Annotated in this window: 23 protein-coding genes; 4 read left to right on the top strand and 19 right to left on the bottom strand. The window is 67.6% G+C overall.

Annotated features, from left to right (window positions below; translation table 11 throughout):
* Positions 1-12: 12 nt before the first annotated feature.
* Entirely contained in the window at positions 13-681 is a 669-nt protein-coding gene (locus tag H7X47_RS13855) for a hypothetical protein (RefSeq protein WP_193369264.1), read from the bottom strand.
* Entirely contained in the window at positions 681-2,036 is a 1,356-nt protein-coding gene (locus H7X47_RS13850) for an undecaprenyl-phosphate glucose phosphotransferase (protein ID WP_193369263.1), read from the bottom strand. The genes H7X47_RS13855 and H7X47_RS13850 overlap by 1 nt, the downstream gene beginning before the upstream one ends.
* Positions 2,037-2,523: 487 nt before the next feature.
* Between H7X47_RS13850 and H7X47_RS13845 the strand changes: the two genes are divergently transcribed.
* Positions 2,524-3,843, top strand: coding sequence for an O-antigen ligase family protein (locus H7X47_RS13845; protein WP_193369262.1), 1,320 nt, complete (start codon positions 2,524-2,526; stop codon positions 3,841-3,843).
* Here the strand turns inward: H7X47_RS13845 and H7X47_RS13840 are convergent.
* The 10 genes from H7X47_RS13840 to H7X47_RS13795 all read right to left on the bottom strand — a co-directional run bounded on the left by H7X47_RS13840 (position 3,768) and on the right by H7X47_RS13795 (position 15,469).
* Complete coding sequence (locus H7X47_RS13840) at positions 3,768-4,730, bottom strand: glycosyltransferase family 2 protein (RefSeq protein WP_193369261.1); 963 nt, start codon at positions 4,728-4,730, stop codon at positions 3,768-3,770. The genes H7X47_RS13845 and H7X47_RS13840 overlap by 76 nt on opposite strands.
* A 27-nt stretch (positions 4,731-4,757) precedes the next feature.
* Positions 4,758-6,257 carry an oligosaccharide flippase family protein gene (locus tag H7X47_RS13835; protein ID WP_193369260.1) on the bottom strand — a complete coding sequence of 500 codons (1,500 nt, stop codon included), beginning with the start codon at positions 6,255-6,257 and terminating at the stop codon, positions 4,758-4,760.
* On the bottom strand, positions 6,223-7,098 hold the full coding sequence (locus H7X47_RS13830) for a polysaccharide pyruvyl transferase family protein (RefSeq protein WP_193369259.1): 876 nt from the start codon (positions 7,096-7,098) through the stop codon (positions 6,223-6,225). The genes H7X47_RS13835 and H7X47_RS13830 overlap by 35 nt, the downstream gene beginning before the upstream one ends.
* A gap of 5 nt (positions 7,099-7,103) precedes the next feature.
* Entirely contained in the window at positions 7,104-8,084 is a 981-nt protein-coding gene (locus H7X47_RS13825) for a glycosyltransferase family 2 protein (RefSeq protein WP_193369258.1), read from the bottom strand.
* A complete protein-coding gene (locus tag H7X47_RS13820) occupies positions 8,081-9,037 on the bottom strand; it encodes a glycosyltransferase family 2 protein (RefSeq protein WP_193369257.1) in 957 nt (318 codons plus the stop codon). The genes H7X47_RS13825 and H7X47_RS13820 overlap by 4 nt, the downstream gene beginning before the upstream one ends.
* Positions 9,034-10,002: a glycosyltransferase family 8 protein gene (locus H7X47_RS13815; protein ID WP_193369256.1), complete on the bottom strand. Its 969-nt coding sequence runs from the start codon at positions 10,000-10,002 to the stop codon at positions 9,034-9,036. Before H7X47_RS13815 ends, H7X47_RS13820 begins: the two co-directional genes overlap by 4 nt.
* A 29-nt stretch (positions 10,003-10,031) precedes the next feature.
* Entirely contained in the window at positions 10,032-11,123 is a 1,092-nt protein-coding gene (locus H7X47_RS13810; protein ID WP_193369255.1) for a glycosyltransferase, read from the bottom strand.
* Positions 11,124-11,156: 33 nt separating this feature from the next.
* Positions 11,157-12,149 carry a glycosyltransferase family 2 protein gene (locus tag H7X47_RS13805; protein ID WP_193369254.1) on the bottom strand — a complete coding sequence of 331 codons (993 nt, stop codon included), beginning with the start codon at positions 12,147-12,149 and terminating at the stop codon, positions 11,157-11,159.
* Complete coding sequence (locus H7X47_RS13800) at positions 12,118-14,376, bottom strand: GumC family protein (protein ID WP_193369253.1); 2,259 nt, start codon at positions 14,374-14,376, stop codon at positions 12,118-12,120. Before H7X47_RS13800 ends, H7X47_RS13805 begins: the two co-directional genes overlap by 32 nt.
* A gap of 142 nt (positions 14,377-14,518) precedes the next feature.
* Positions 14,519-15,469 (bottom strand): glycosyltransferase family 2 protein, encoded by a 951-nt coding sequence (locus H7X47_RS13795; protein WP_193369252.1) that lies wholly within the window; start codon positions 15,467-15,469, stop codon positions 14,519-14,521.
* 74 nt (positions 15,470-15,543) lie between these two features.
* Here H7X47_RS13795 and H7X47_RS13790 point away from each other — a divergent pair, with 74 nt between their 5' ends.
* A complete protein-coding gene (locus H7X47_RS13790; protein ID WP_193369251.1) occupies positions 15,544-16,320 on the top strand; it encodes a glycoside hydrolase family 16 protein in 777 nt (258 codons plus the stop codon).
* Here H7X47_RS13790 and H7X47_RS13785 read toward each other — a convergent pair.
* From H7X47_RS13785 to galE, 3 genes are read right to left on the bottom strand one after another with little or no spacing between them, the layout of a single operon-like run.
* Positions 16,317-17,474: a glycosyltransferase family 2 protein gene (locus H7X47_RS13785; protein ID WP_193369250.1), complete on the bottom strand. Its 1,158-nt coding sequence runs from the start codon at positions 17,472-17,474 to the stop codon at positions 16,317-16,319. The genes H7X47_RS13790 and H7X47_RS13785 overlap by 4 nt on opposite strands.
* Positions 17,467-18,738 carry a glycosyltransferase family protein gene (locus tag H7X47_RS13780; protein ID WP_193369249.1) on the bottom strand — a complete coding sequence of 424 codons (1,272 nt, stop codon included), beginning with the start codon at positions 18,736-18,738 and terminating at the stop codon, positions 17,467-17,469. Before H7X47_RS13780 ends, H7X47_RS13785 begins: the two co-directional genes overlap by 8 nt.
* On the bottom strand, positions 18,725-19,747 hold the full coding sequence (gene galE / locus H7X47_RS13775) for a UDP-glucose 4-epimerase GalE (RefSeq protein ID WP_193369248.1): 1,023 nt from the start codon (positions 19,745-19,747) through the stop codon (positions 18,725-18,727). The genes H7X47_RS13780 and galE overlap by 14 nt, the downstream gene beginning before the upstream one ends.
* 493 nt (positions 19,748-20,240) lie before the next feature.
* Between galE and H7X47_RS13770 the strand changes: the two genes are divergently transcribed.
* Complete coding sequence (locus H7X47_RS13770; RefSeq protein WP_193369247.1) at positions 20,241-20,690, top strand: PAS domain-containing protein; 450 nt, start codon at positions 20,241-20,243, stop codon at positions 20,688-20,690.
* Positions 20,691-20,822: 132 nt separating this feature from the next.
* A complete protein-coding gene (locus tag H7X47_RS13765) occupies positions 20,823-21,200 on the top strand; it encodes a PilZ domain-containing protein (protein ID WP_193369246.1) in 378 nt (125 codons plus the stop codon).
* Positions 21,201-21,694: 494 nt separating this feature from the next.
* Here H7X47_RS13765 and H7X47_RS13760 read toward each other — a convergent pair whose 3' ends face one another.
* The 4 genes from H7X47_RS13760 to H7X47_RS13745 are packed head-to-tail and all read right to left on the bottom strand — an operon-like array spanning position 21,695 to position 25,097.
* Positions 21,695-22,063 carry a DUF6285 domain-containing protein gene (locus tag H7X47_RS13760; protein WP_193369245.1) on the bottom strand — a complete coding sequence of 123 codons (369 nt, stop codon included), beginning with the start codon at positions 22,061-22,063 and terminating at the stop codon, positions 21,695-21,697.
* Positions 22,060-23,118, bottom strand: coding sequence for a phosphotransferase family protein (locus H7X47_RS13755; protein WP_193369244.1), 1,059 nt, complete (start codon positions 23,116-23,118; stop codon positions 22,060-22,062). Before H7X47_RS13755 ends, H7X47_RS13760 begins: the two co-directional genes overlap by 4 nt.
* Entirely contained in the window at positions 23,115-24,311 is a 1,197-nt protein-coding gene (locus H7X47_RS13750) for an acyl-CoA dehydrogenase family protein (RefSeq protein ID WP_193369243.1), read from the bottom strand. The genes H7X47_RS13755 and H7X47_RS13750 overlap by 4 nt, the downstream gene beginning before the upstream one ends.
* Positions 24,312-24,329: 18 nt before the next feature.
* The gene (locus tag H7X47_RS13745; protein ID WP_193369242.1) at positions 24,330-25,097 is read right to left on the bottom strand and encodes an SDR family NAD(P)-dependent oxidoreductase; all 768 of its coding nucleotides are present in this window, start codon (positions 25,095-25,097) and stop codon (positions 24,330-24,332) included.
* Positions 25,098-25,099: the final 2 nt, after the last annotated feature.

Below are 25,099 nucleotides of genomic sequence, written 5' to 3'. Positions count from 1 at the left end.
AGTTCCTCCCAGTCAGTCGGCGGCGCCCGCGAGCTCTTGGCGCGGCGGCGCAGCGGGCCCCGCGCCGGCCGGCAGAGCCGTGACGGGCCAGGCTTCCGCCAGCCGCAGCAACGCTTCGCCGAGGTCCGCCACCCCATCCAGAGCGTCAAGGACCGCGGGCTGCAACAGGTAGAGCCCCGCGGCGGCGCGGGCGATGGCGGTGAAGGTACCTTCCCGCAGCAAAGTTTCCTCGTTGTCGATGACCGCCAGATTGCCGCCATGGCGGCGGTAGGCGGCGAGCAGACGCGCCACCGCGCCGCGCCCGGCGGTGGCCAGGCTTTCCGGCGCCAGCACCACAAAGGGCTCGGTCCCGATCAGCGTCCGGGCCGCGCGGAGCGCCGCCCCCAGGCCGTTGCCGCCGGGGCTGCGCGATAGCACCACCTGCTGCGGCAGTCCGCCCACCGGCGCCAGGGCGGCGCCGTCACGGGTGAGAAAGACCAGTTCCATCAGCCCCGCGGAGAGCGCCTCCTCAACTGCCTGCTGGATGCCCTGGCGTTCAACGGCGGGCAACCGCTCGGCAAGGGCACCGTAGGGCAAGGAGGTGACCGGGTTCGCCTGGCCCGGCGACGTTCCGAAACCAAGAACGATAACTGCTTTGCGGGGCATGGGCGCCGCGGCCGCCGACGGCAGGACGGTGCTCATCAATAGGCCTCCTGGTCGCCCAGCATCACCAGGGCGGTGCGCAGCAGAATCTTGAGGTCCAGGGCAAGCGACCAGTTCTCGATGTAAAAGAGATCGTACTCGACGCGACGCTCGATCTTCTCCAGGGTGTCGGTTTCCCCGCGCCAGCCGTTCACCTGGGCCCAGCCGGTAATCCCCGGCTTTACGCGGTGGCGCGCTGCGTAGACATCAACGGCTTCCTCGTAGAGCCGCCCGGCGGCCTTGGCCGAGGTGGCGTGGGGGCGCGGCCCGACCAGCGACATGTCGCCCTTCAACACGTTGATGAGCTGGGGCAACTCGTCCAGGCTGGTCTTTCGCAGGAAGCGCCCCACCCGCGTCACCCGGTCGTCGTCACGCCGGGTCAGCACCTCGGCGTTCACGTCGGTCCGGTCCTGGCGCATGGTGCGGAACTTCCAGCATTCGAAGAGGTCGTTGTTGAAGCCGTAGCGCTTCTGCCGGAAAAACACCGGGCCCGGTGAATCAATCTTGATGGCCAGCGCCACCAGCGCCAGCAGCGGCGCGAAGAACAGCAGCAGGCCGCCGGCCAGGATTCGGTCCTCCATGCTCTTGGCCACGAAGGACCAGCCGGAAATCGGCCGTTCGAAGAGCTGCATCATCGGCAGCCGGCCCACCGTTGTGAAGCGGCGGTCGGGAAAGCTGAAGGCGGCCAGGTCCGGCGCCAGGCGGATCGGCACCGGCGTCTGCTCCAGTTTGTTCACCACTTCGCGCAGCCGCGTGTCCGCCGTCCAGGGCAAGGCGACGATGACCTGGTCGACGAGATCGCGGCGGATCAGATCCACCAGGTGATCGACACTGCCGAAGACAGGCAGCCCCTCGCTTTCCCGCGGCACCCGGGTCAGGCGGTCATCGGCGAAGCCGATGACCTTGGTGGTGACGTCGCCATGGCGCTGCAGATAGCCCGCCAGACGCCGTCCCTGGTCGCCGGCGCCGACGATGACCGTGCGGTTGGCGAAGCGGTCGGCGACCGAGAGGCCGCGCACCCACTGCCTCAGCACGATCCTCCCGGCCACCAGCCCCACGCCGCCGCCTGCGAACCACGACAGGGCCCAGACACGCGAGTAGGTGTCGGAGACCTTGACGAGAAAAGCGGCGGCGAGCAGGACACAGAAGGTCACTGTCCAGGCGGTGCACAGCCCGGCGAAGGGGATGCGCCGGGTGTAGAGGAAGTCATCGCGGTAGACCTCGAAGCGATGCAGCATCAGGGTGGCGAACAGCATCGCCAGAACAATGGCCCCGAGGTATTGACCGGACTGCAAGCTGGGGCCCTCGGTCTGGCGCAGGAAAAAAGCGATCAAGCCAGCCAGGCCCAGGATCATCAGGTCGCAAATTCTGAACGTGAGTTCCAGAACGACCCGCGAAATCGGCCTTACGTCACGCCTGCTTCTTCTCAGGCCAAGTGCCGCGAGCGCAGCTCCCATCGCAATCTTCCTCTGTCCAGTCCATGGTCGCGGCCCGCCTGACGACGGGCCTGGCTCTTCAGGTCAGTGGCACTGCGATCCTCAGGTCATTTCCGCTGCGCGCCGGCCGTTCTCATCCGCGGCTCATTCGCCAACGAACGCCTCGATCACCTGTGCGACCGAGACATCCCCTCAATACTGCACCGCAAAAAACTAACACTCTTGGCGGTGCCGGATTGTGATTTCACGTAGTCTAAGTTGTGGCTTTTTGCGGATATCGCGCGGTGTCGTAGGTAGCTAGCTGGATTTGTGCTTGTGCGAAGGATAACGTGATACCTCTGCCTCATCAGGCTTTATCGAGCTTCGCTGAATTGCACTCTCCGCGCATTCAAAGGTCGCGTTGCCAATGACGGCTCACGGCGTTACAGGCAGCCTCAAACGTGAGCCGCAGGCGCCTGCCCGCCTGGCTCAGGACGACGCCGGCACCACGCTCGAGCGCGGCGCCGACTGGCCGCGCGCTGCGGAGCGGCTCTTCCTCATCTTCGTGCTGACCATCGCGTCCTACGCCCTTTCCCTGCAGCCGCAGGTTCAGACGCTTGCCTGGTACCTGGCCTACCTGGTCGCGCTCGCTCTCTTCCTGCTGCGCTACGGCGCCTTCCTCGAAAGTGCCTGGATCGCGGTTCCGCTGTTGATCTGGCCGCTGGCCGCGGGCCTCTCCTACACCTGGTCGGACGCGCCGGGGCAAAGCCTGCGCTCGGCCGTGCAGCTGACCATGACCGTGCTGATCAGCTTCTATCTCGGCGCCCGCTTCAGCCTTGCCGACCTTGCCCGCGCGCTCTTCATCGTACTGGCGGTGACGGGCCTCCTCTCCCTCGCGGCGATCCTGGCCAAGAGCGGCTTCGCCTACGACCACAACGGCATCCCCCGCGGCATCTTTCCGCACAAGAACGTGCTCGGCGGACGCATGGTCCTGCTGCTGCTGTGCTGCCTGATGCTCTTCGCCGAGGGCTGGCGCCGCCTGACCATGATCCTGGCGGCGGCCCTGGGGACGTTCCTCATCGCCTTAAGCCAGTCCGGCACCGCCATCGTCATGGCGCTTGGCCTCTGCGCCCTGGCGCCATTGCTGCTGACCCGCCACGCGGCGGCACCGCTGCGGCTCATCGCCTATCTGGTCGCGCTCCTTAGCTTCGCGTGCCTTGCCTGGGTCTTTCTGGCTTTTGACCTGGACCCCGTCGCCCTGGCGCTGCAGGCGCTGGGCAAGGAACCGACCCTGACCGGTCGCTCGGAGCTCTGGGCCTTCGCCGCCGAACTGATCGAGGAGCGCCCTCTGCTGGGCGGAGGCTATGACGCCTTCTGGCACGGCGGCGTTTTTTCCGCCGGCAGCTACCTGCAGCATGTCGTGCAGCAGGAGATCATGAACTTCCACAACAGCTACTTGGATATCGCCGTCCAGCTCGGTGCCCTGGGCCTGGCGATTACCTTGCTGTTCCTGCTTTTCTTCGCCTGGCGGGCATTGGCGCTGCTACACCGGTCGTCCAGCGCCATCGCCGCCCTGCCGGCCTTCTACCTGGCCTTCGTCACCGTCTATTCGCTGAGCGAGTACGCCCTCTTCCGCCAGCACGCGCTGATCCAGATCCTGCTCGGCGCCTTCTACGTCTCGGCCGTCTTGGCCCTGCCGGATCCCAGGCGGCGCCAAGCCTCGCCCGCCAACTGGCCGGAGACATAGCTGAAGACGTGCCAGCCCCGCAGACTGGCCCCCAAGGCGCCCAACCAGGCCCCGCGCTTTACCGCGTCGATAACCACTCGCCACTGCAGGCGCTGGTCGATGCTCTGCTTGTGCGCCTTCAGGGCCGCGCGGAAGGTCGGCGAAGCCCCCTCCGAATTCTCCAGCAGGCGCTGATCGACCTGCTGCAGGCGGCGCAGGTCTTCGGTCGAATGGCGCGCAGTCAGAGAGTCGTCGCGCAGACGGTAGCGGTAGAGCGGTTCCTGCAGCAGATAGAAGCGCGCACCGGCGGAAAGGCAGTCGAGGTAGAATGCGAAGTCCTCGGCGAAGCGCAGTTCCTCGTCGTAGCACAGGCCCCTCTCCTCCAGGAAGGCGCGGCGGATCAGCGGCTTTAGAAAGCCGTAGCTCTTGCGCGGCCGGGCCGGGTCGGGAAGGTTGCCGCGCAGGAACTGGGCGGCGGAAAGCATCGCGCAGTCGGCGCCCTCGCCGGGCGGCAGCATAGGTTGCGGCGCGCCCCTGGCGTCGTCGAGCAGCAGGTTATCGGCCAGCAGGTCGGCGCCATGGTCGCGCGCCGCGCCGACAAGCCGGGCCAGGCGTCCGGGCTCGAAGGCGTCATCCGCGTCCAGCAGCGCGATCCAGTCGCCCCGCGCCGCCGCCAGGCCCAGGTTCCGCGCCGCCGCCGGCCCGCCATTGCGCGATGCCGCGATCACTGTCACCCGGGAATCGGCCGCGGCGAGGCCCTGCGCCAGCTCCAGGGTGCCGTCGCCCGAGGCGTCGTCGATGATGATGATCTCGATGTCCCGAAGGCTCTGGCTTTGCGCCGAGGCGACGGTCCCGGCCAGATAGGCCTTGGCCTTGAAAGCGGGAATGACGACGGAGACGAGCGGCATGACGCAGTTCTTTCCTCGTGCCGTGCGTCAGTGTCCGAAGGCGCGACGGGCAACCAGCCGCAGCTCGCCCCAGACGAAGTGGCGCGTGATCACGATGCCCAGGAGCCACAGCGCCGCGCTGGCGGCGACAATGGTCAGCAGCTCCGGCAAGGTCAGGCTGCCGCGCCCGCTAAGGTGGAACGCCAGGGCCGGCACCGCCGCCAGCAGAGCGACGAAGCCGGCGCGCAGATAGCAAGCGGCGAAGCGGCGCAGCCCGACGCCCAGCAGCGGCCTGACGGTGATGAACACCAGCACCATCAGGAAACAGGCGGCGGCGACACGAGAGATGGCGAAGGCCTCCAGCCCCAGGCTGGCGCCGTAGGCGCCGGTGCTGAGCGAGAAGGCGGCCGCCAGGCTGCGCAGGCGCAGGATCGCCCCGGCCCTGCCGTAGGGGATCAGCACCTGTTCGGGCTGCGGCAGCAGGGTCAGCAACGCGTGGGACAGCAGAATCCAGGGAAAGATCTGGCCGGCCGGCCGCCAGTTCTCGCCGTAGACCAGAATGATAAAGGGTTCCGCAATCAGGCCCATGGCCAGGAAAGCAGGCCAGACCAGCACGGTGTTGGCCGCCACCAGCTTCTCCGCCGCCGCGGCAATAGGACGGCCCTTACGGATATCCTCCGACCAGGCCGGGGTCAGCACCCGGGAGACCGGCGCGAAGATCCCCTGGCGGAAGATCCGCGGCACCTGGGTCGCTCGGCCGAATTGCGCTACGCCCGCGGGACTCATGAAGGCGCCGAGCAGGAACTTGATGCCATCGGCGTTGGCCGTGGCGATCAGGGTGCTCAACGACAGCGTTCCGCCGAAGCAGACGATCTGGCGCCAGTACGTCAGCGAGGGGCGCAGCCAGCGGCGGTCCCGCACCGCCAGCAGGCACAGCAGGCTGTGCAGGGTGGTCGAGGCCAGCAGCCCCCAGGCGAGCGCCATGGAGCTGTAGCCCAGGTAGGCCAGCAACACGCCCAGGCCGGAATTCACGAAGGAGGACGCGAAACCGATGTTGTGCAGGGCCTTGAAGCGCATCTCCCGGGACATGAGGGAAAAGGCAGGCGCGCCGATGGGGGAGACGATGAAGCTCAGCGCCAGCACTGCCATGACGTCGGCGATACTCGCGCGGTCGTAGAAGTCGGCCACCAGGTGCCGCCCGAAATAGAGGCCCAGGCCGAGCGACCAGGAGATCAGCAGCATGACCCCGAAGGAGGAGCGGATCTTGTCCAGGTTTAGCTCGGGCTCGCGGATCAGGTAGTTGCCGATGCCGAAAGTGCGCAACGAGATCAGCACCGCCGCCGCCGACATGGAGAGCACGAAGACGCCCATCTCGTCCGGCGTCAACAGGCGCGCGATGAAGATCGAGGCGACGAACTGCAGGCCGTACTGCAGCGTCTGCTCGCTGAAAGTCCAGGCTATCGATCGGCGGATATTCAGCGCAGGGGTTCCTTCCTTCTCGGCGCCACCACCCTCAGGCGGCGAACTCCTGGTTGATCTCTTCGGCAAGGACTCTGAGCTGCCGCTTCCGACCGGCGAGCACCTCTTCCTCGCTCAGCAGCGGCTCGCCCTCGCGCATCAGCTTCTTCAGGCGCCCCTCGATGCGCCGCCGCCGCAGGGCGCTGACCAGGACCCGCGGCAGGCGCGCCGCGGAGGTCAGGCCGGCATCGGAAAAGCGCGCACCCAGGTAGACCGGTTCGTAGGGCACGCCGACCGAGCCGCACCAGTCCTGCCACTTGAAGCGGTTGTGGTGCATGATGTGACAGCACAGCCAGGGGGTCCGCATGGTGTCGGCCAGGATCGCGCCGTGCATGGCCTCGGTCAGGACGTAGCGGGCGCGGCTGATCGCGCCGACGAAGTCATCGTGCGGCAGATCCGGGCTCACGTAGTCGAGCCCCAGGTTGCCGCAAATCTCGCTCAGCCCGCGGCCGATGGCGCGGGCGGTGTGGACGTGCGGCACGAAGGCGGCGCCCCGGCGCTGCCTGGCCGGCACCGCATCGTGGAAATCCGACAGCAGGATCGCGCCGTCGCAAACCCCCTTCTCCGCGTCGATTCCCATCAGGGCCGCCGTCTTGGGTCCGCGCACGCAGGCCACGCGCCAGGAGGCGTCGAGGCGGTTCTCCAGCTTTTCGTAGCCGGCGCCGGAGGAGAAGATGACCTTGCGCTCGTAGCGCTCCAGGGCGGCGATGTTGCGGTCGTTGAGGATGCTTCCGATGCCCATGATGCAGACATGCGGACTGTCGATGATCCGCCGGGAGAAGAGCTTCTCCAGCAGGAAGGGGTTCACGTCGTCGCCGAAGTTGCGGGTGCCGAGCTGCTCGGAGAAGCGCTTCCAGTAGTGAATCGCCATGGCCTTCACCCCGCCCCGCTGTAGGGTTCGTCGGCCGCCTTCGGCGCGCCGGCCATCATTTCCCGCCACTCCCGCGCCCGCCCGCAGGTCATGGCGATGCCGATCATCTCGTCGGCCGCCGCATAGCTGTCGCCCCTCACCCAGTGACCGAGCGCCCGCAGCCCGTCACGCGGGAGGGTGCGGAAGAGATAACGCGGATAGCCGAAGAGCCGCGCTCCCGCCGCATCGAACTGCGCCGGATCGTTGAGTGTCATAGAGCGGCCGATGCGGTAGTAGCGTTGAAAGACCGGGCGCAGGCCGACCTGCTGCGGCCGCACGATGTGGCGCAGGCGCGCCGCCGGCAGGTAGTGGGCCTTGTGTCCTCTCGCCAAGGCTGCCCGCACGAAGGCCGTATCCTCTCCGCCCCCGGAAGAGACCGTGCCGGAGAAGTTGACGCCGGCGCGCTCCGAGAACCGCACTGCCTCGATGACCCGGCGCCGGACCATGAAGTTCAGCCCCTTGAAGAAGATCGCCGGCACCGGCCCCTCCGGCTGGCCGCTGGGCGTTCCCGCATAAGAACGTCCTTCCGCCGCCAGGCGTTCGAGCCAGGCCGGCGGCGGCTTCTGCCAGAAATGGCGCACCTGCCCGGCGAAGAGATCGGCCTCCGGCTGCCGCGTGGCGCCCTCGGCATAGGCCAGCAGCCAGCCCTCATCGGGCAGCACATCGTCATCAATGAAGACGACGAGGTCGCCGGAGACGGCGTTCAGTGCCTTGTTGAGGGCGGAACTCTTACCCCGGCGCGGCTCGGTCAGCAGGGTCAGCGGCAGTTCGGTGGCGGCACGCGCCAGCAGATCGCGCGTACCGTCGTTGCTGGCGTTGTCGACGGCGATGATCTCCATGCCCGCCGCCGGCACCTTTACGCGCGTCAGGGCCTCCAGGGTCAGCGGCAGGGTCGGCGCGCCGTTGTGGGTGGCCATGACCACGGTGATTTTTTGGGAGGAGGTCATTCGCGGCTCCCGACGGGCTGCAGGCCACGCGGCTTCAGCAGCCGCACCGCGCCGTCGCTCCAGCGCCGGGGCACGACGAACTGGGTAACGAGGCGCAGCGCATAGGCGGTGGAGATGTAGCCCCTGGTCCAACAGCGCCACAGCGTGCGCAGCACCACGCCGGGGCTGTGCCAGACGTAGGGCGGCGCCTTGGAGGCAAGCTGGGCGGCGAACTTGCGCCGCGTCGCCCAGGGCAGGATGTCGCCGACCGTCTCCAGCCAGTCGAGAGACAGCAGGAACTTCGGCCGGTGGCTCATGCGGTCGGCGCGATCGTCAGCGTGCCAGCGGCTGAGCGGCTCCGGATGGAAGCGGAAGCGCGCCCCCGCCTGTTGCAGGCGCAGGCAGAAGTCCACGTCCTGGTGGATACGCAGGCCGTCGGTGAAACGCACCTTGGCCGCCAGCGCCCGGCTCATCAGCAGCGTGGAGGTGTGGATGAGGTTGCCCCGCCAGGGAAAGAGATAGTCGCCGACGGCCTCCCCCTCGCCCAGCGGGCGCTCCGGCAGGGTCATATGCTCGTAGCCGCGGTCCAGCACCACCTGACTGTAGTAGACGGCATCCTGTGGCCGTCCCTCGGCGACGTAGCTCTCCATCTGTCGTGCCAGCTTGTCGGAGGTCCAGACGTCGTCAGAATCAAGGAAAGCGACGACCTCGCCAGAGGCCGCGTCGATGCCGGCGTTGCGGGCCGTGGCGCCGCCGCCGTTGGTCTCCAGGGCGACCCAGCGCAGCACCTCGCGCCCCGCCGGCGGCAGGTCGAGCGAGACCGGGCGGGTCGAGGCATCGTCGACCACGACGATTTCCACGGCCGGGTAGTCCTGGGCCAGCACGCTATCCACCGCGCGGCGCAGTTCGGCCTCGCGGTTGTAGTTGGGGATGACGACGCTGACGAGCGGCTGCGGGCTTTTCAGAGAATTCACGCTTTGCTCCCCAGGCTGATGGCCTTCAATTGCCGGAGCAGCCGCCGCGTCGGGTAATAGGCATCGGGCAGGCGGTCGCGGAAGGCCGATTGCGGCCACCGTAGGGCGCGCGTCAACAGGCTGCCCAAAGAGACGTCTTTGGGTTGGAAATCGCTGTAAGGAGTCCGCGCAAGATACTGAAAATATGCATTTTTATAGGGGTGGGAATTGCTGAAATGCCAGGGCTTCGAAGGGGTCGTGTAGTGCACGATCCCCGGATCCTCCAACAGGCCCCGGAACTGGGGATAGCTGAGGGACAACTGGTCGGGCTCGGTCCACAGCATGGAGGTCTGAAAGTTCCAGAACGGCGCCAGTTCCCGGACCTCTCCACAGAAAACCGCGTTGAGGGCGTCCTGATCGTGGGCCCAGAGATGGTCGTGGTGCGCTTCGATGAAGCGGATCAGGCGCGCCGTCCCGTCCAGCTCCCGCCAGCGCTTCAGGTTCATCAGCAGGACGCCGGCGTTGAAGTAGTCGGCGCCGGCCGGCATCTCCAGATCGCCATGGCGCACGAAGAAGGGGTTACGCACCGCACCCAGCACAGTGTTGCCGAGCTCCGACTGCCACAGCGCCGCGATGTCGTGACGCACCACCAGATCGCAGTCCAGGTAGAGCACCTTCTCGACGCTCTCCGGCAGGATCTCCGGAATGAAGATGCGCAGATAGGACGCGTGAGAGATGTGGTTGTCGGTGCGGAAGTGGCTGTAGCGGGTGATGTCGAAAGGCTGGAAGGCCAGGGTGACGTTGTCGAAGCGCCCCGCCAGGGCCTCGATCTTCCAGCGGTCGGCCTCGGCCATGTTGATCGTCACCACCAGGATGTCGAAGCGGTTGGCGGGGTTGTTCTCCAGCAACGACACCAGGGTCACCGCCAGGTGCTGGCTGTAGCTGCCGTCGACCCCGAAGATGAGCTTGATGGGCGCGCCGGCCATGGTTTGAGTGCCTCCTGCCTTCTCCATCATCAGCCGGCCATCTTGATCGGGTCCTGCGGGGCGCCGCGCAGGCTGTCACTGAGGATCGCCACCAGTTCGGCGAGTTGTCGCCGTGGATCGATCTCGGCACGGCCGGCGTGGGCCTGTGCCGCCGCCGAGGCCGCGCCGTAGACCGCACGGTCGCGCCAGTATTCCCGCAGAACCGCCGCCCAGGCCGACGCCGGCGCATCGTGCGCCAGCACCCGGCCTCCGGGGCCCACCGCCTCCGCGAGGCCGCCACGGTCGCTGGCCAGCACCGGAATGCCGCTGAACTGCGCCTCGGTCACCACCCGCCCCCAGGCCTCCTCCCACTGGCTCGGCACCAGCAGGGTGTGGGTGGCCTGATAGATCTGCCGCATGTCGTGGGTGCGCGGTTCCAGGTGAACGTTGACCTGCGCGGCCACCCGCTTTTCCAGGGCGAGCGCCTCCTCCCGGTCCATCGGCCAGCCCTCGACGAAGCAGAAGGGGATCTCCGGGCAGAGCGCGGCGATCTCGAAGGCCAGGTCGACGCCCTTGACCGGATGGGGATTGACGAAGGTGACGTATTTGGGCGCCCGTGGCGTGGCATAGCGCTCGGCACGGAACAATGGCCGGATAACCCGCGGCGTCGGGCCGAAGGCAGCGCGGAAGCGTTCGGCCACGAACTGCGAGTTGGCGATATAGGTAAGATCCGGAAAGTCCGCCGGATCACCGCCCAGCTCGTGGAACTCCACGTCGCGCAGATAGACCACAGTCGGCACGCCGGAGGTCCTGAAGGCCTTGGCCATGCGCAGCGGCTCACCGGCCTGGACCAGCACCACGTCGGGCTGCTCTCGCGCCAGCGCCGCCTCCGCGTGGTGGTCGGGAAACCAGGCGCGTTGCACCGGATATCCGGGCAACTGGTCGCCCAGCAGCGGCTCGCGGCGCAGCTTCATCAGCACCCGGTTGCGCAGAGCCAGCCAGCCGTTGCCCTGCAGCTGCGCCAGCACCGCGCAGTCGTGTCCCTGCTCGCGCAGCGCCAGAATCAGCTCGTGGCTGCTCGACTCCGATCCCCCGACCCGCTGGGGCAGATAACCGTGGCCGGTGGCGAAGAGTATCTTCATGCAGTCTTGCTCCCCAAAGCAGACGAAACTGGTTCAGACAAGGTGGCGGCCTCCCGGCAGGCGCTTGCGCAGGCTCTGCAGGCCATAGAAGGCCAGAAAAGGCGTCAGGTCGGGATGACGCGCGAAGATCGCGCCGGCATCGCGCGCCCGGCGCCCCTTCACCGCGTCGACGAAGCGGGCGAATTGGATGTGGAGATCGACGGAACGCTGGCGCCGCTCCAGCGCGCGGTCCAACGCCGCGTCGGCGCCCGCGCGAGCACGCACCGCCCCGTTGGCGGCGCTGAGACGCTGCAGGTCCAGCAGCGAGAGGCCGCGCGACAGAGATCCTGGCGTCAGCCGATAGTCGTAGCCCGCTTGCCGGTCGGCGGCGAAGCGCCCACCCGCCATCAGGGCGTCGAGCAGGAAGTGGAAATCCTCGGCGATGCGCAGGTCTTCGTTCTGGCGCAGCCCATGCCGCACCACGAAGTCACGCCGGAAGAGCGGTTTCAGGTAGCCGAGCTTGAATCCTGGCGTGAGAAAGTGGTTGCGCTGCACGAAGGTCGCCGCCGTCAGCGGCGTGGCGAAGAGCTTGTCTTCCGCCGCCAGCGCCCTGCCCTTGTCCCGCCCCTCGGCGCTCACCAGGCGCAGATTATCGGCAACGATGTCGGCCTGGCGCCGCTCGCCCAGCGCCACCAGCCGGTCCAGACGGTCCGGCGCAAAACGGTCGTCGGCGTCGAGCAGCGCCACCCAGTCGCCCCGCGCGGCAGCCAGGGCGCGGTTGCGCGCCGCGGCGGCGCCTCCGTTCTTTTCCATGTTGAGCACGCGCACCCGCGGATCGGCGACGGCCGCCCGCCGCGCAAGTTCGCCGGTGGCGTCGCGCGAGGCATCGTCGGCGACGATGACCTCCACCTCGCTGAGCGTCTGATTGAGGACCGAGCCCAGGGCGTCGCCCAGCGTTCCGGCGGCGTTGTAGGCCGGCAGCAGGACGGAGACGCGAGGGCGCTCCCCCTCGCCCTCAGTAGTATTTGCGGAAGCTGCGGTCTGCATAGCCCACCATGTAGGGGTTCGATTTGGCGCTGCGGGTCAGCTTTGCCTGGGTCATGACCACGCCGGAGAGATGCGCGCGCCCGCGGCGCAGTCGCTCCAGGGTCGTTGCCACGAAGCGGCGCGGGGTGCGCCGCCAGCGCACCACCACTACGGTCTGGTCGGCCAGCTCCGCCAGGGTCGCGGCGTCGGAGACCGCCAGCACCGGCGGCGCGTCGAGGCAAACCAGGTCGTACTGCCGCGCCGCCGCGGCGATGAACTTCGCCAGCTTGGGCGACCCCAGCACCATGTGGGGATCGCCGACCTTGGTCCCCGGGCGGATTACCGAGAGCGGAGTATCGTCATCGCTCTGCACCACCTGCTCCAGAGGACAGTCGGAAAGGATGTAGTCGGACAGCCCCAATCCTTCGCGCGCCTTCGAGGCGCGCAGGTCGCAGTCGATACGCAGCACGTTGAGGCCGCCACCGGCCAGTGAGGTGCAGAGGCTTTCCGAGAAGACCGACTTCCCCTCGTTGGGCGCCGAAGAAGTCACCAGCAGCACGTTGCCCAGGCCATAGGCGCGGCGGTCGACCCGCAGGGCTGCGTAGACGCCCTTGTGCGCCTCGGCGAAGGCGGAATTCGGCTCCGCCCGCAGGAAGCGCTCCAGAGCAGGCCCCCGGACCTTGGCCCGAGACACGCCGGGGATCACCGCCAGGACCGGCAGGCCGGCGGCGAGCTGCAGCTCCTCCGGGCTGCGGAAACCCGGCACCGCCAGCTCCAGCAGCAGCACGATCAGGCCGCCGATACCACCGCCCAGCACCACGGCGACTGCGTAATTCAGCTTGGTCTTGGGAAAGGAGGGTGCGGTCGGAATGCTGGCCAGCGAGAGGATTCGCGACTGGGCCTGGTCATAGGTCAGCTGCGAGGTCTCCTTGTAGCGGTTGAGGAAGCTCTGGAAGACCTCCCGCGTCGCTTCGGCCTCGCGCTGCAGGGCGCGCAGCCTGATCTGTGCGGCATTGAGGGCGTCGGAATCCTGCTGCAGGCCGGCCTGCGACGCGCGGATCGAGGCGAGGCGCTGCTGGGCTATGTCCTTTTCGTTCTGCAGGCTGGAAAGCAGGCGCTGCGCCTCTTCCAGCATCTGTTGCTGGCGCTTGTCCAGTTCGGAGCGCAGGGTCACGACCTTGGGGTGCTTCGGCCCCAGGGTGCTCAGCAGCTCCGACTCTTCCTGGCGCAGGCGCATCTCCTCGAGACGCAGTTCGTCGATCACGGTCGAGGCAACGCCCTCGAAGGCCGCGGTATCACCGCGCGCATTCATGGCTGCGCGCAGGCGCGAGAGCCGCTCGTTCACTGTGTCCAGTTCGAGCTGTGCCTCGATCTTCTTGCGGTTGACCGCGAAGATCTGTTCGGCCAGCAGCTCGCTGTCGTTCTCGGAAATGATCGGCGTGGTCTCGCGGAACTCCTCCACCGCCCGCTCCGCCGCTTCGACATCGGCGCGCAGTTCGTCGATACGCCCGCCGAGAAAGCTGTTGGCACCGGCCAGGGCCTCGGCCTTCAACTGGACCTGGTCGTCAATGTAGGCGCGGGCGACCGCGTTGGCGATCTGCTGCGACAACAAGGGGTCGCTGCTGGTGTAGGACAGCTTGATGACCCGCGAAGCGCCCTGCACGGCGACGTCGAGGTTGGCGAGGAAGCGTCCGACGATGCGCGTCTCGCCCCAGTTGCGGCGCGTCTCCTCCGGCGGCAGGTCCCAGGTTGCGCCCGGCGCCTGCGCCAGGGACAGCGCCTGCGCGCTGCCGCTCTCGCCCTTGAGCCAGGCGATCACCGGCTTGAAAGCGCCCTTGACCGCCGCCTTCACTTCGTCCAGCAGGCTCGGATCATTCGCCGCGAGCGAGGGATTGAACTCCGCCAGGGCCGCCAGGCCGAGTTTGTCGACGACCCGCCGCGCGACCGTCGGCGATTTGATGACCTGCACCTCGCTCTGCATGGTCTCCAGGCTCATCGGCAGGTTTGAGATCACGGACTCGATCTCGATCACCTTCTGCTGGCGCGGTTCGACGATAATCGAGGCGGTCGCCGTATAGCGCGGCGCGATCACGCCGTTGGCAATGATCGCCGCCGAAAGCGCCACGACGAGACAGGCGAGGATGATCGCCTTGCGTCGCCACACCACGCCCAGGACCTGCAGCAGCGACAGGCTCATCAATCCTGCTTCGCCGCGCGCCTCGGGCGCCGCTTGTCGTCGCATGGTCATTGGAGAGGAAGGCTCCAAAGGGGTCGCTCCCGGGTTGTTTGGCCGTCGCGCTCGGTGGATTTCTTCGAACCTAGCAAAGACATCCCGGGTCGAGCCGACCGGCCCGCAGATGCTTGCGAAAAGTCACAAAGCCGGTCCTGCTTCATGTGCCGTGCACCTCGCGATACTCGACGTAGTCCCGGCCGAAGCTGCTGGAGAGGATGCCGCAGCCGCGGCACAGCGTGTAAAGCGGCCTGACGATGCGGTCCTTGCGCCCGAAGCCCAGCACCAGAAGATTGCACGCGAACAATGCGCCGCCGACCGCCACCCGCGCCAGGCCGCGCAGCACGTTCACCGGCCGCCGCCAGACGCCCCGGCGCCTTCCGCGCAGGAACAACGCCGCCTCGACGTTGCCGGTTCGATACCAGCGCCGCAGCAGCCAACCGAGGCGGGCGCGGCTGGGCGGCACGGTCTCGTAGACCACCGCGTCGGCGGCAAAGACAATGCGCCCGCCGGCGTCCAGCAGGTCGCGAAACAGCATGGTGTCTTCGCCGCCGGTCAGCGCGAAGCGGTGATCGAAGGCGAGCCCGAGCGACCGCAGACGCTTCAGGTCAATGAGCACGTTGGCGGTGTGCGCGTCCTGCAGCTCGGCGCCGTCGGCAAAGGGCGGACTCTCGAAAAAGCGGCCGGCGACCAGCCAGGAGGGCGTCTGCTGCGGCAGCAGCGGCTGCACCGGGCCCAGAACCGCCGTGGCTCCGCTGCGCTGCTGGGCCGCCAGCAGGGCCGCCAGCCAGCGCGGTGCCGGCACCTCGTCGTCGTCGATGAAGGCCACGAAGTCGCACTTCAGCGCCAAAGCCTTGTTCAAGGCGGCATTGCGGGCATAGGTGATGCCGCGCTGCGGCTCGCAGAGATAGTGGAGCGGCCAGGGCATCGCTGCAGCGGCGGCGCAGACCTGTTGCCGGGCCGCCGCCTCCGGGCTGTTGTCGACGATGACGATCTCTATGGCGAGCGGACCTGACTCGTCGCGCGGCGCCTGCAGCCCGGCGATGGCGTCCAGCAGGCGGTCCAACCCCTCGGGGCGCCGGAAGGTCGCGGCGCAGAGCGCTACACGCATGACACAGGCTCCCCACAGGGCCCGCGATAGACTCGCCGCTCAACTGCAACAGCCGCCCCGGAGAGCCCTACGAGATGATCTCTACCCTCCGCCTGCGCCGCGCCCTTCTCTTCACCTGCGCGCTGTTCTTGGCGGGCAGCGGCGGCGCGGCGGCGCCGGCGGCCTTCCGCGATCCCCTGGACACCTTCGACCGCGGCCTTTGGCTGAAGTCGCACGACTGGGCCAACGGCTGGGAAAAGGTGCAGACCGGCTGGCTGCGGCAGAACCTGAGCCTCGGCGACGGGCGCCTGCGGATCAGCCTCACCGACCAGGAGGTGGCGGGGCGTCCCTTCGCCTCGGGCGAATACCAGACAAAATCCTTCTTCGGCTACGGCCGCTTCGAGGCGCGGCTCAAGGCGGTGGCCGCGCCCGGCGTGGTCACCGGCTTCTTCACCTACACCGGCCCCACCTTCGACGCGCCGCACGACGAAATCGATTTCGAGTTTCTCGGAAAATCGCCGCGCCAGGTGCAGCTCAACTACTACACCGGCGGTATCGGCGGACATGAAACCCATATCGATTTGGGGTTCGACGCCTCCGAGGACTTCCACAGCTACGCCTTCGAGTGGCGGCCGGACGCGATCCGCTGGTTCGTCGACGGCCGCCTGGTGCACGAGGAGACCGGCGCGCGCGGCCCCCTGCCTGCCGCCCCGGGCAAGATCTACCTGCACCTCTGGGCCGGGCGCGATCTGGACGGTTGGATCGGCCGCTTCGCCTATCCCGGCCACCCGCTGGTGGCGGAGGTCGACTGCGTGGCTTTCCGCCCCCTGGGAGACGGCGCGCCAGGCTGTGGTCCCCGGCCCCATGACTAGCCCGGCTTCCGGCTGCTGGCCGGCAAGTCCCAGGTCTGAAACCTCTCGCCCCGGCGCGATTTGAAGAGCCCGATGCCGGTGGCCGCCATGGCCCGCAGGATCTCCACGGCCTTGGCCAGCAGCATCGGAACGCCGGCACGCCCGGCGCCATAGAGCAGCGCGCCCGCGGCCAGGCCTGCCAGGGCCAGAAGCGCGAGCCCCTGCATCACCAGCCAGGCGGCGGCGGCCAGGGCGCCCAGCGCGAAGAAGTAGATCCCGAACCAGCGAAGCAATTTGTGGGAGATGTACTTGAAGCGGTCGAGCCGCGACAGGCGACGCAGCCGTGGCGACAACAGGCGGTGGCAGTTGAAGGCCTGGCAGGCGATGCGGATCTTGCGCTTGAACTCGTCCGCGCTGTCGGTCGCCGCCCGTTCGTAGGCCAGCACAGCCGGATCGCGCAGCACCCGGTGGCCGTCGCAAAGAATGCTCAGCGAGACGAACATGTCGTCAATGATGTCCGGCGGCACCGGCGGATAGAGCGCCCGGCGTACGGCGAAGAGCGCACCGTCGGCCCCCATGGTCGAGCCGCTGCGGCTCTCCAGGGCCTTGATGCGCTCTTCCAGGCGCCAGTAAAGCGAGCCCGTAGCCGCCGTCGCGCCTTCGTCCAGATTGGTATAAATCAGGTTGCCGCAGACGCAGCCGACCAAGGGATCGGCGAAGTCGCGGCGCAGCGCCGCCAGGCTGGCGGGATCGACCATGACGTTGGCGTCGGTGAAGACGATGATGTCGCCCGAGGCCGCCTGTACCAGGGTGTTCATGCCGTGGCTCTTGCCGTGGCGCGCCTCGGCGGCGAAGACCCTGATCCAGTCCGCTTCGGCCTGCAGCAGCGCCGCCGTGGCGTCCGAACTGCCGTCCGAGTAGGCGAGGATCTCCAGCTCCGGCTCCACCGCGCGCAGCGCGCGCAGGTTCTCGATCTTCACCGGCAGCACCGCTGCCTCGTTGTAGGCGCAGAAGGCCAGCGACAGCCGCGGCACCGCCGCCTGGCCCGCCACGGGTCGCAGCGGCCGTTCCGGCAAGCGCGCCAGGATCAGCGGATAGAGCACATAGGGATAGACCATGGCCAGGGCACAGAGGCCGCAGAGCCCGAGCAGCGCGATCGACAGCGTACTATCCATTCGGATGCTCCGACGCCCGGGTCTGAAGCAGCGGCGCCGCCGTCTGTCGCTGCGGACCGAGCGGCAGGCTGAGGATCAGCTCGCAGAGGTCCTGCGTATCATAGAGGTCGCAGAACTCCTGGCGCGGCAGCGATAGGATGTGGCTGCGCCGCGCCAGGTGTTCGTCGATGGAGTACCAGCGCAGGAAGGCGATGAGGTTCTCCACCTCCGGCGCCTCGAAGGTGTAGCCGAGTCCCAGCTCGCGCACCTTCTCACCGGTCCGGGTGTCGCTGGAGGTCAGCGCCACGCTGCCGAAGTAGCCGCCCTCGTAGATCCGGTTCGGCAGCAGCCACTTGGAGTTGGTGCCCTCGTCGAGGAAATCGAAAGCCCAGGTGAGGTGCACCCGCCCATAGATCTCCGCCAAGTCGTCCGGGTTGCGGTACTCACCGCCATAGATCATGTTCGGATGGCCGGCGATAGCCTCCTGAAAGACCCTCAGGCCGGTCTCGGTGGGCACACCGCGCAGGTAAATCTCCACCTTGTCCGGCAGGGCCTCGGCGATGCGGCACAGCATGGCGAGACTCTTGGGGCACCGCAGTGTGCCAAACCAGCCGATGACCCACTTGTCGGGCGCCGGGCGCGGGGCGCAGGCGGCCGCCGGTGTCTCGACCGGACGTTCCACCGCCGCGGCCTGGGCGAAGCTGATCTTGTTCTCCAGCAGGAAGACGCGCCCGCGGTAGCCCTGGCGGCTGCGGAAGTAGTGGCTGTCGAAATCCGGGGAAGAAACGACCAGAAGCTTGCAATGCTTGAGCAGACGTCGCTCGGCCCAGCGGAACAGCAGCGAGGCCGGTCCCCTGCCGATGAACACCCGCTGCACGTCGAGCACCTCGTAGACCAGCGGCGCCGAGGCCCCGGTCAGCAGCTTGGCGGCCAGCGCCAAGGCGCACATGTCGATGTTGCGGGCGTAGAAGAAGCGTACCCGCCGCAGCTCGCGGCGGTGGCGCAGCACCCTGGGCAGGGCCAGAAGCATTGCCAGCAGGCGTCTGCCGTAAGCCCGGTCCGCCGTCACGCCCAGATGGACGTTGTCCCAGAAAGGTGTGAAGTCCTTGCCGAACTTGTCGCGGCGGAAATTGAAGCCGAGGACACGCAGGCCGAGACCCGAGAAAGCGCGGATCCGCTTGATGACCGTACTCTCCGTCCAGTCGTGGCCGAAGAAAGCGACGCTGCCTGTGAAGGCAATTTCCTTGTCGGGCACCGCGGCGGCGCGGCTCTCAGGCTTGCTCACGCGAAGGCTTCTCCTCTGTGGCCGGTGGAATGGACTTCTCCCAATTGACGGCGGAAGTGATGATCTGTTCCAGGTCGTCGAAACGCGGCGTCCAGGCGAGCGTCCGGCGCAGAGCCGTCACGTCGGCCACCAGGATCGGCGGATCGCCCGGACGCCGGGGGCCGACCGTGGGATTGAGCGGCCGGCCGACGCAGCGCTCCACCGCGGCCAGGACCTCCTTCACCGAATAGCCGTGGCCGTAGCCGCAGTTGAGAATGCGGCTCTCCCCGCCTTTCTCCAGATAGGCAAGAGCGGCCAGGTGCGCGTCGGCCAGGTCGGAGACGTGGATGTAGTCGCGCACGCAGGTACCGTCCGGCGTGTCGTAGTCGTCGCCGTAGATGGCGATCGATTCCCTCGTGCCGGCGACGACCTGGCTGGCGATTTTGACCAGATGGGTGGCGACCGGCCCGAGCTGACCGCTGCGCCCTTCGGGATCGGCGCCGGCGACGTTGAAGTAGCGCAGGGCGACGAAGCGCAGTCCCGAAGCCGCCGCGGCATCCTGCAGCATCCACTCGGTGACCAGCTTGGTGCTGCCGTAGGGATTGATCGGCAAGCTCGGCGCATTCTCTGGAATCGGCGACACTTCCGCCGCCCCATAGACAGCGGCCGTGGAGGAGAAAATGAACCGCCTGATGCCGGCCTCCACACAGGTCTGCAGCAACTTGGCGCTGGTGCCGACATTGTTCCGGTAATAGGCCAGCGGCTCGCGCACCGACTCCTCGACCAGAATGCTGCCGGCGAAGTGGATCACCGAGCCGACGTCGTAATCGGCGAGGATCGATGCGACCAGGGCCTGGTCGCCGGCGTCTCCTTCTATGAAGGGCACGTCCTCCGGCACCACGCGGCGCGCGCCGGTCGAGAGGTTGTCCAGAACAACCACCGGACGTCCCGCATCGCGCAGCGCCAGCACGGCATGGCTGCCGATGTATCCGGCCCCTCCGGTGATCAAGGTTGCATCTTTGACTGCCATTGCTGGATTACCTCACATTACTAGACGTTGTCCGTGTCCCCGACGTCCCGTCTGGCGTGCGACAATCACCCGGCACCGGCACGACGCCGGCACCGCTGGTCGGTTGCTCCTCCCGTGATTGCCGCCGCGGGAACGCTCTGCAGACTAACAGATGCCCGGTCGAGCCTGGCGAGGGTGACTCGCCTGTGAACCCTGTTCCCGTGCGGCCAAGTTTTCCGGCCCGATTGGCTCGGGCCTGGTTGATTTCCAGTTCCAATGGCAACTGTGAGTCTTATCTGGTTCGCGCGCCGTGGCTTGTAGCATTTGTTGGACAGATTTGGGGCTAACGACGCACACTCCGGTACCCGGGACTTTCAGGCGATGACGCCATGGTTGCTTGGAACCGGTCAGTGGGGGAGAATTGATCAAATCCGACGCGCCGCAGGCGCTATCTTGGCAGGCGACGGTGTTACAGGTAGCAATCGATTCTTTCGAGCAACGGCTGCGGGCCGATGTGCTCAAAGCGTTGTACAGCAACTGGCGGCGCTTACGCAGGGGCCGACCGGCGCCGGCGCGCAGCGATATCGACCCGAACGAGATCGGCAGCGTCCTGCCGCACATCGGTCTCTTCGATGTCGAAGCGGCGCCGCGCCGCTACCGCGTGCGCATGATGGGAAACCAGATCGTCAACTGGTACGGCTGCGACCTGACCGGGCGCTACCTGGACGAGGTCGATTTCGGCATCGGCGGGACCGGTACCTTCGAGATCCTCGACCAGGTGGTCGACAAGATCGCGCCCGCCTACATGAGCGGCGAATACACCAAGCATGACGGTCGCAAGATCCGCTACGAGCGGCTTTTCCTGCCGCTCTGCGACACAGCCGACAACGTGACGGCGCTGATCGGCGCCGCTGTGCGCCTGCCCGCCGGCGCCCCCATCCTGGGTGACTGCCTGGATATCTGACGGCCCAGGCGCCTCCTCAGCCGACCTAAACGGATTGATAACGAATTGTTAAGATTCTGAGGCCACCCTTTTTTGCAGGTTGCGGCGAAAGGCTCGCCGCACCGCAGCTCAACAAAGGGATGGGCAGAAGCCTTGGCTAAATCGGGTGTTTCCACGGCCCCAACACGGACGCAGAACCGTCGCGAGTGGCCCCGCTACGCGGCTGAAAAGAGCTTTGCCCTGGCCGCGAACGTGGACGGCAAGGTTCTGCTCTGCACCGTCGCCGATGTCTCCCTGGGCGGCGCCAAGCTGATCTTCGACAGCGAGCCGCCGAAGCTCTCCTCGTCCGGAGACGCCACGGTCGAGCTCAACCACCCCGACAGCGGGCCTGTCCACTGCGCCACGGTGTGGCAAAGCGCCAAGGAAATCGGCATCGAGTTCGATTTCTCGGAAGACTCCCTGGGCCTGATCTCGATCTGCATCCGCAACATGGTCGACCTGGAGCGCCACCCCGAAGCGCTGGCCGGGTAGCTTCTTTCCGGCGTCGCGCCGGATTCTCACTCATTCTTGTCGGAGATGCGGCCCGCGCCGCCGTCGGCCGCTATTCGGAAGCGACGACCGACTTGCGCTCCCGCCTCCAGGTTGAAGAACCTGAATCGGTGCACGAGTCATTGGCAGGCTGCTGCGGCGCAACGTCCTCATCCTGATCGTCACGCTCGCTCAGCACCTTGTTGAGGGAACGGAGCGGTCGGCGAAGATAAGGACTGATGAAGGTTGCACGGTTCCCCGAGCGAAACTTGCTCACCTGACTTTGCCCTGCTTTTTTGCGTGATATCTGACGGTTGAGAAGGATGCTCGCACCACCCTCTGAACCTGTCAACGAGACCGCCCCCCGGCGGCCTGTGGAACTTGGGGGTAACTCGAATTCAACTTTAGCTTCAATGATTAAGGCTAGCCGGGCGGCAATCGCCACGGAGGGCGCATCTTCCACGCCATACTACCATTGCGTGAAGATGGACTATTCTCTATCCCAGCAGGGCACGGCGCCGCCCTGTCATCCGTTCAAGCAGGGCAAAGAGGTCCGCATTGCCGTCCACTTCGCCGCTGCGCAGGGCATCGCGGATCGCTTCGCGGGGCCCCTGCGGGCCGTCCGCCGGCGCGCCGTCGAGCCCCGCGGCGAAGGCTTCCAACTCACCAGCTGTCGCCGCCGCATTGCCTGCGCCGAGGTCCATCTCCTGCGCCGCGATCTTCATGGCGTTGGCGATCAGCCGGGCGCGGTAACGCGCATCTCCCTCCAGTGTCGGCAGGACAACGTCCAGCAACTCGCGCCGCGCCAGATGCAGCAGGCGAACGCCGTCGGCCTCCCCGCCTCCTTTCCCCTGTCCTGCACTCATTCGCTTGCCTTCCATTGGTCGGGGCCGCACTGGCGAAGGATCTCCTCCTCGATCGCCGGCGGATAGACACGGCCCGTTAGCGCCAGCTCCAGCGAGTCCTCGCCGCCGGACAGCGTGCGCTCACCCTGCTGCAGGGCGATCACCGCCCAGCGGATGTGGGCCATGACCTCCCAGAAGGCCACGGCCTGGGGATCGATGCGCCGGCCCGAGACGGCCTCGTACTCGTGGTAGAAGGGCCCGCGCGGGGCGATGCCGCCGGCCTCCAGCTCCGGATGGCTGTAGCGCCAGCAGGCGGCGCAGAACCAGCCGATGTCGGTCATCGGGTCGCCCCAGTCGCAGAACTCCCAGTCCAGGATCCCGGTCAGGCCGTGCCGGTCGACCATGTAGTTGCCGGTGCGGAAATCCTGATGCACCAGGACCGGCCCCTGTGGCTCGGGCGCGTGCAGTTCGCACCATCTGAGTCCCCACTCCAGCGCCAGGTAGCTGCCGCCCAGCGCGTCGAGATAGGCGCGGTAGCGCGCCACGGCCTCCAGGGCCGGGTCCGCCGAGGGCGTGCCGAGAAAGGCAAGTTCCTCGCGCGGCGGCGTCACCGAGTGGATGCGCGCCAGCTCCATGCCCAAGCGCCCGGCCAGTTCGTCGCGGTCGCCCCCCAGATCGCTTTCCTTCATCAGGCGGTGCGGCACTGCGGTGCCCGCCACCCGGCGCATGATGTAGAAGGTCTTGCCCAGCACCGACGGCTCCTCGCAGAGCCACAGCGGCTCCGGCACCGTCACGCCGGCCTGCTGCGCCACCTTCAGCAAAGCGAACTCCTCGGCGCGGCTGCGGCTGACGGCGACCGTGGACGGCGCATCCGTGCGCAGCACCGCCTCCAGCGGGCCCGCCATGGGGCCGCCGTGGATCACCAGGTCCAGCAGCCAGTTTTCCTGGATGGCGCCGCCGCTGAGCGGGCGGGCGTCGACCACCTCCACGGCTTTCGCCCCCGCCGCCTTGGCCAGAAAGGCCTCCAGCGGTGCCTTGCGCCCGGCCAGGCGCGATTCCTCCAAGGTCGTCGTCATTCCCAACCCCAGAAGTCCAGGCCGTCGCTCAGGAAGGCCCGCGCCAGCACCATCTTGTGCACCTCCGAGGCGCCGTCGACCAGGCGTGCCTGGCGGGCGTAGCGGTACATCCACTCCAGCGGCGTGTCCTTGGAATAGCCCTTGGCGCCGAGCAGCTGGATCGCCGTGTCCACCGCCTTGTGGAGCGTGTCGGCGACCTGGATCTTGGCCATGGAGATTTCCTTGCGGGCGAAGTCGCCGCGGTCCAGCTTCACCGCCGCCCGCATGGTGAGCAGCCGGCCCAACTCGATGGCCATGGCAGCCTCGCCGAGCAGCCACTGCACGCCCTCGTGGTCGGCAAGCGGAATGCCGAAGCTCTGGCGCTCGGCGACGTGCGGCCGCGCGATCTCCAGGGCCCGCTTGGACATGCCGAGCCAACGCATGCAGTGCGTGAGCCGCGCGGTGCCGAGGCGGATCTGCGTCACCTTCAGACCATCGCCGACATTCATCAGGCGGTCACTGTCGGGAACGCGCAGGTCGTTGAAGCGCAGCTCGCAGTGGCCGCCGTGCTCCTCCGGCCCCATGATGGGGATGCGCCGGACGATCTCCAGCCCCGGCGTGTCGCGGTTGAACAGGAAGGCCGTCAGGCCCTTGCGCGCGTCGTCGGAGGTGCGCACCACGGCGATGAAATGCTCGGCCTCGTCGGCGCCGGTGATGAACCATTTGTGCCCATTGAGAACCCAGTCGTCGCCTGCGCGCTCGGCGCGGCTCAGCATCAGGCCCGGGTCGGAGCCGGCGCCCGGCATGGGCTCGGTCATGGCGAAGGCGGAACGCAGCTTGCCGTCGACGATGGGCTGCAGCCAGCGCGCCTTCTGTTCGTCGGTGGCGACCTTCTCCAGCAGCATCATGTTGCCGTCGTCGGGCGCCGCGCAGTTGAAGACCACCGGCCCGAAAATGGAGCGGCCCATCTCCTCGTAGCAGGCCGCCATGCCGGCGACGTTCAGCCCCTGCCCGCCGCGCGCCTTGGGCATCTGCAGCGCCCAGAGCCCGGCGCCCCTGGCTTTGGCGCGCAACGCCTCCAGCTTCGCCGGCGCGATGTTCTCGTGCTCGTCGTAGGCCGCCGGGTCGGCCTCCAGCGGCATGATCTCGCGCTCGACGAAGTCTCTGATCTTCAGCCGCAGGTCTTCGACTTCAGGTGCCAGGGAAAAGTCCATATCCAGTGCTCACTAAAACTAGAGGGCAGCCGACTGGCCGCCGTCGATGACGATGACGCTGCCGGTGATATAGCGGGACGCCTCGGAGGCCAGCAGCAGCAGGGCGCCGTCCAGGTCTTCCGGCGTGCCGAAGCGGCGCAGCGGCACCCGCTTGCGTAAGGACTCCCCCGCCGGGCTGGTCAGGAAGTCGCGGTTGATCTCCGTCTCGATGTAGCCCGGCGCCAAGGCGTTCACACGGATCCCGTGACGCGCCCACTCCACGGCCAGAGCGCGGGTCAGGTTCACGAGGCCGCCCTTGGAGGCGCAGTAAGCCGGGATCTGCGCCGCCCCGGCCAGGCCCAGAACCGAGGCGGTATTGATGATCGAGCCGCCATGGCCGAGGCGGACCATGTGTTCGGCCACCGCCTGGGCCATCAGCCAGGCGCCCTTCAGGTTGGTGCCCACCACCTGGTCCCAGTCCGCCTCCTCGACCTCCAGGGCCGCCTTGGTGACGGCGACGCCGGCGTTGTTCACCAGGATGGAGATCGGCCCCAGCTCGGTCTCCGCCGCCTTCACGCAGTCGGCCACCGAGGCCGGGTCGGTGACGTCGAGGCGCAGCGGAATGGCGCGCCCGTCCCGCGCTTCGATCTGCTTTTCCAACTCCACCAGCGGCTCCAGGCGGCGCGCGGCAATGGCGACCTTGGCCCCCGCCGCCGCCAGGCTGCGCGCCGCGTGGCGGCCGAGCCCGCTGGAGGCGCCGGTGACGATCGCCGCCTTGCCGGAGAGGTCGAAGGACTCCAAGGGCATGG

The sequence above is a fragment of the Pelagibius marinus genome (assembly GCF_014925385.1).
Taxonomy (GTDB): domain Bacteria; phylum Pseudomonadota; class Alphaproteobacteria; order Kiloniellales; family Kiloniellaceae; genus Pelagibius; species Pelagibius marinus.
The sequence above is the reverse complement of the archived record's forward strand: the minus strand, read 5'-3'. Positions and strand labels throughout refer to the sequence as shown.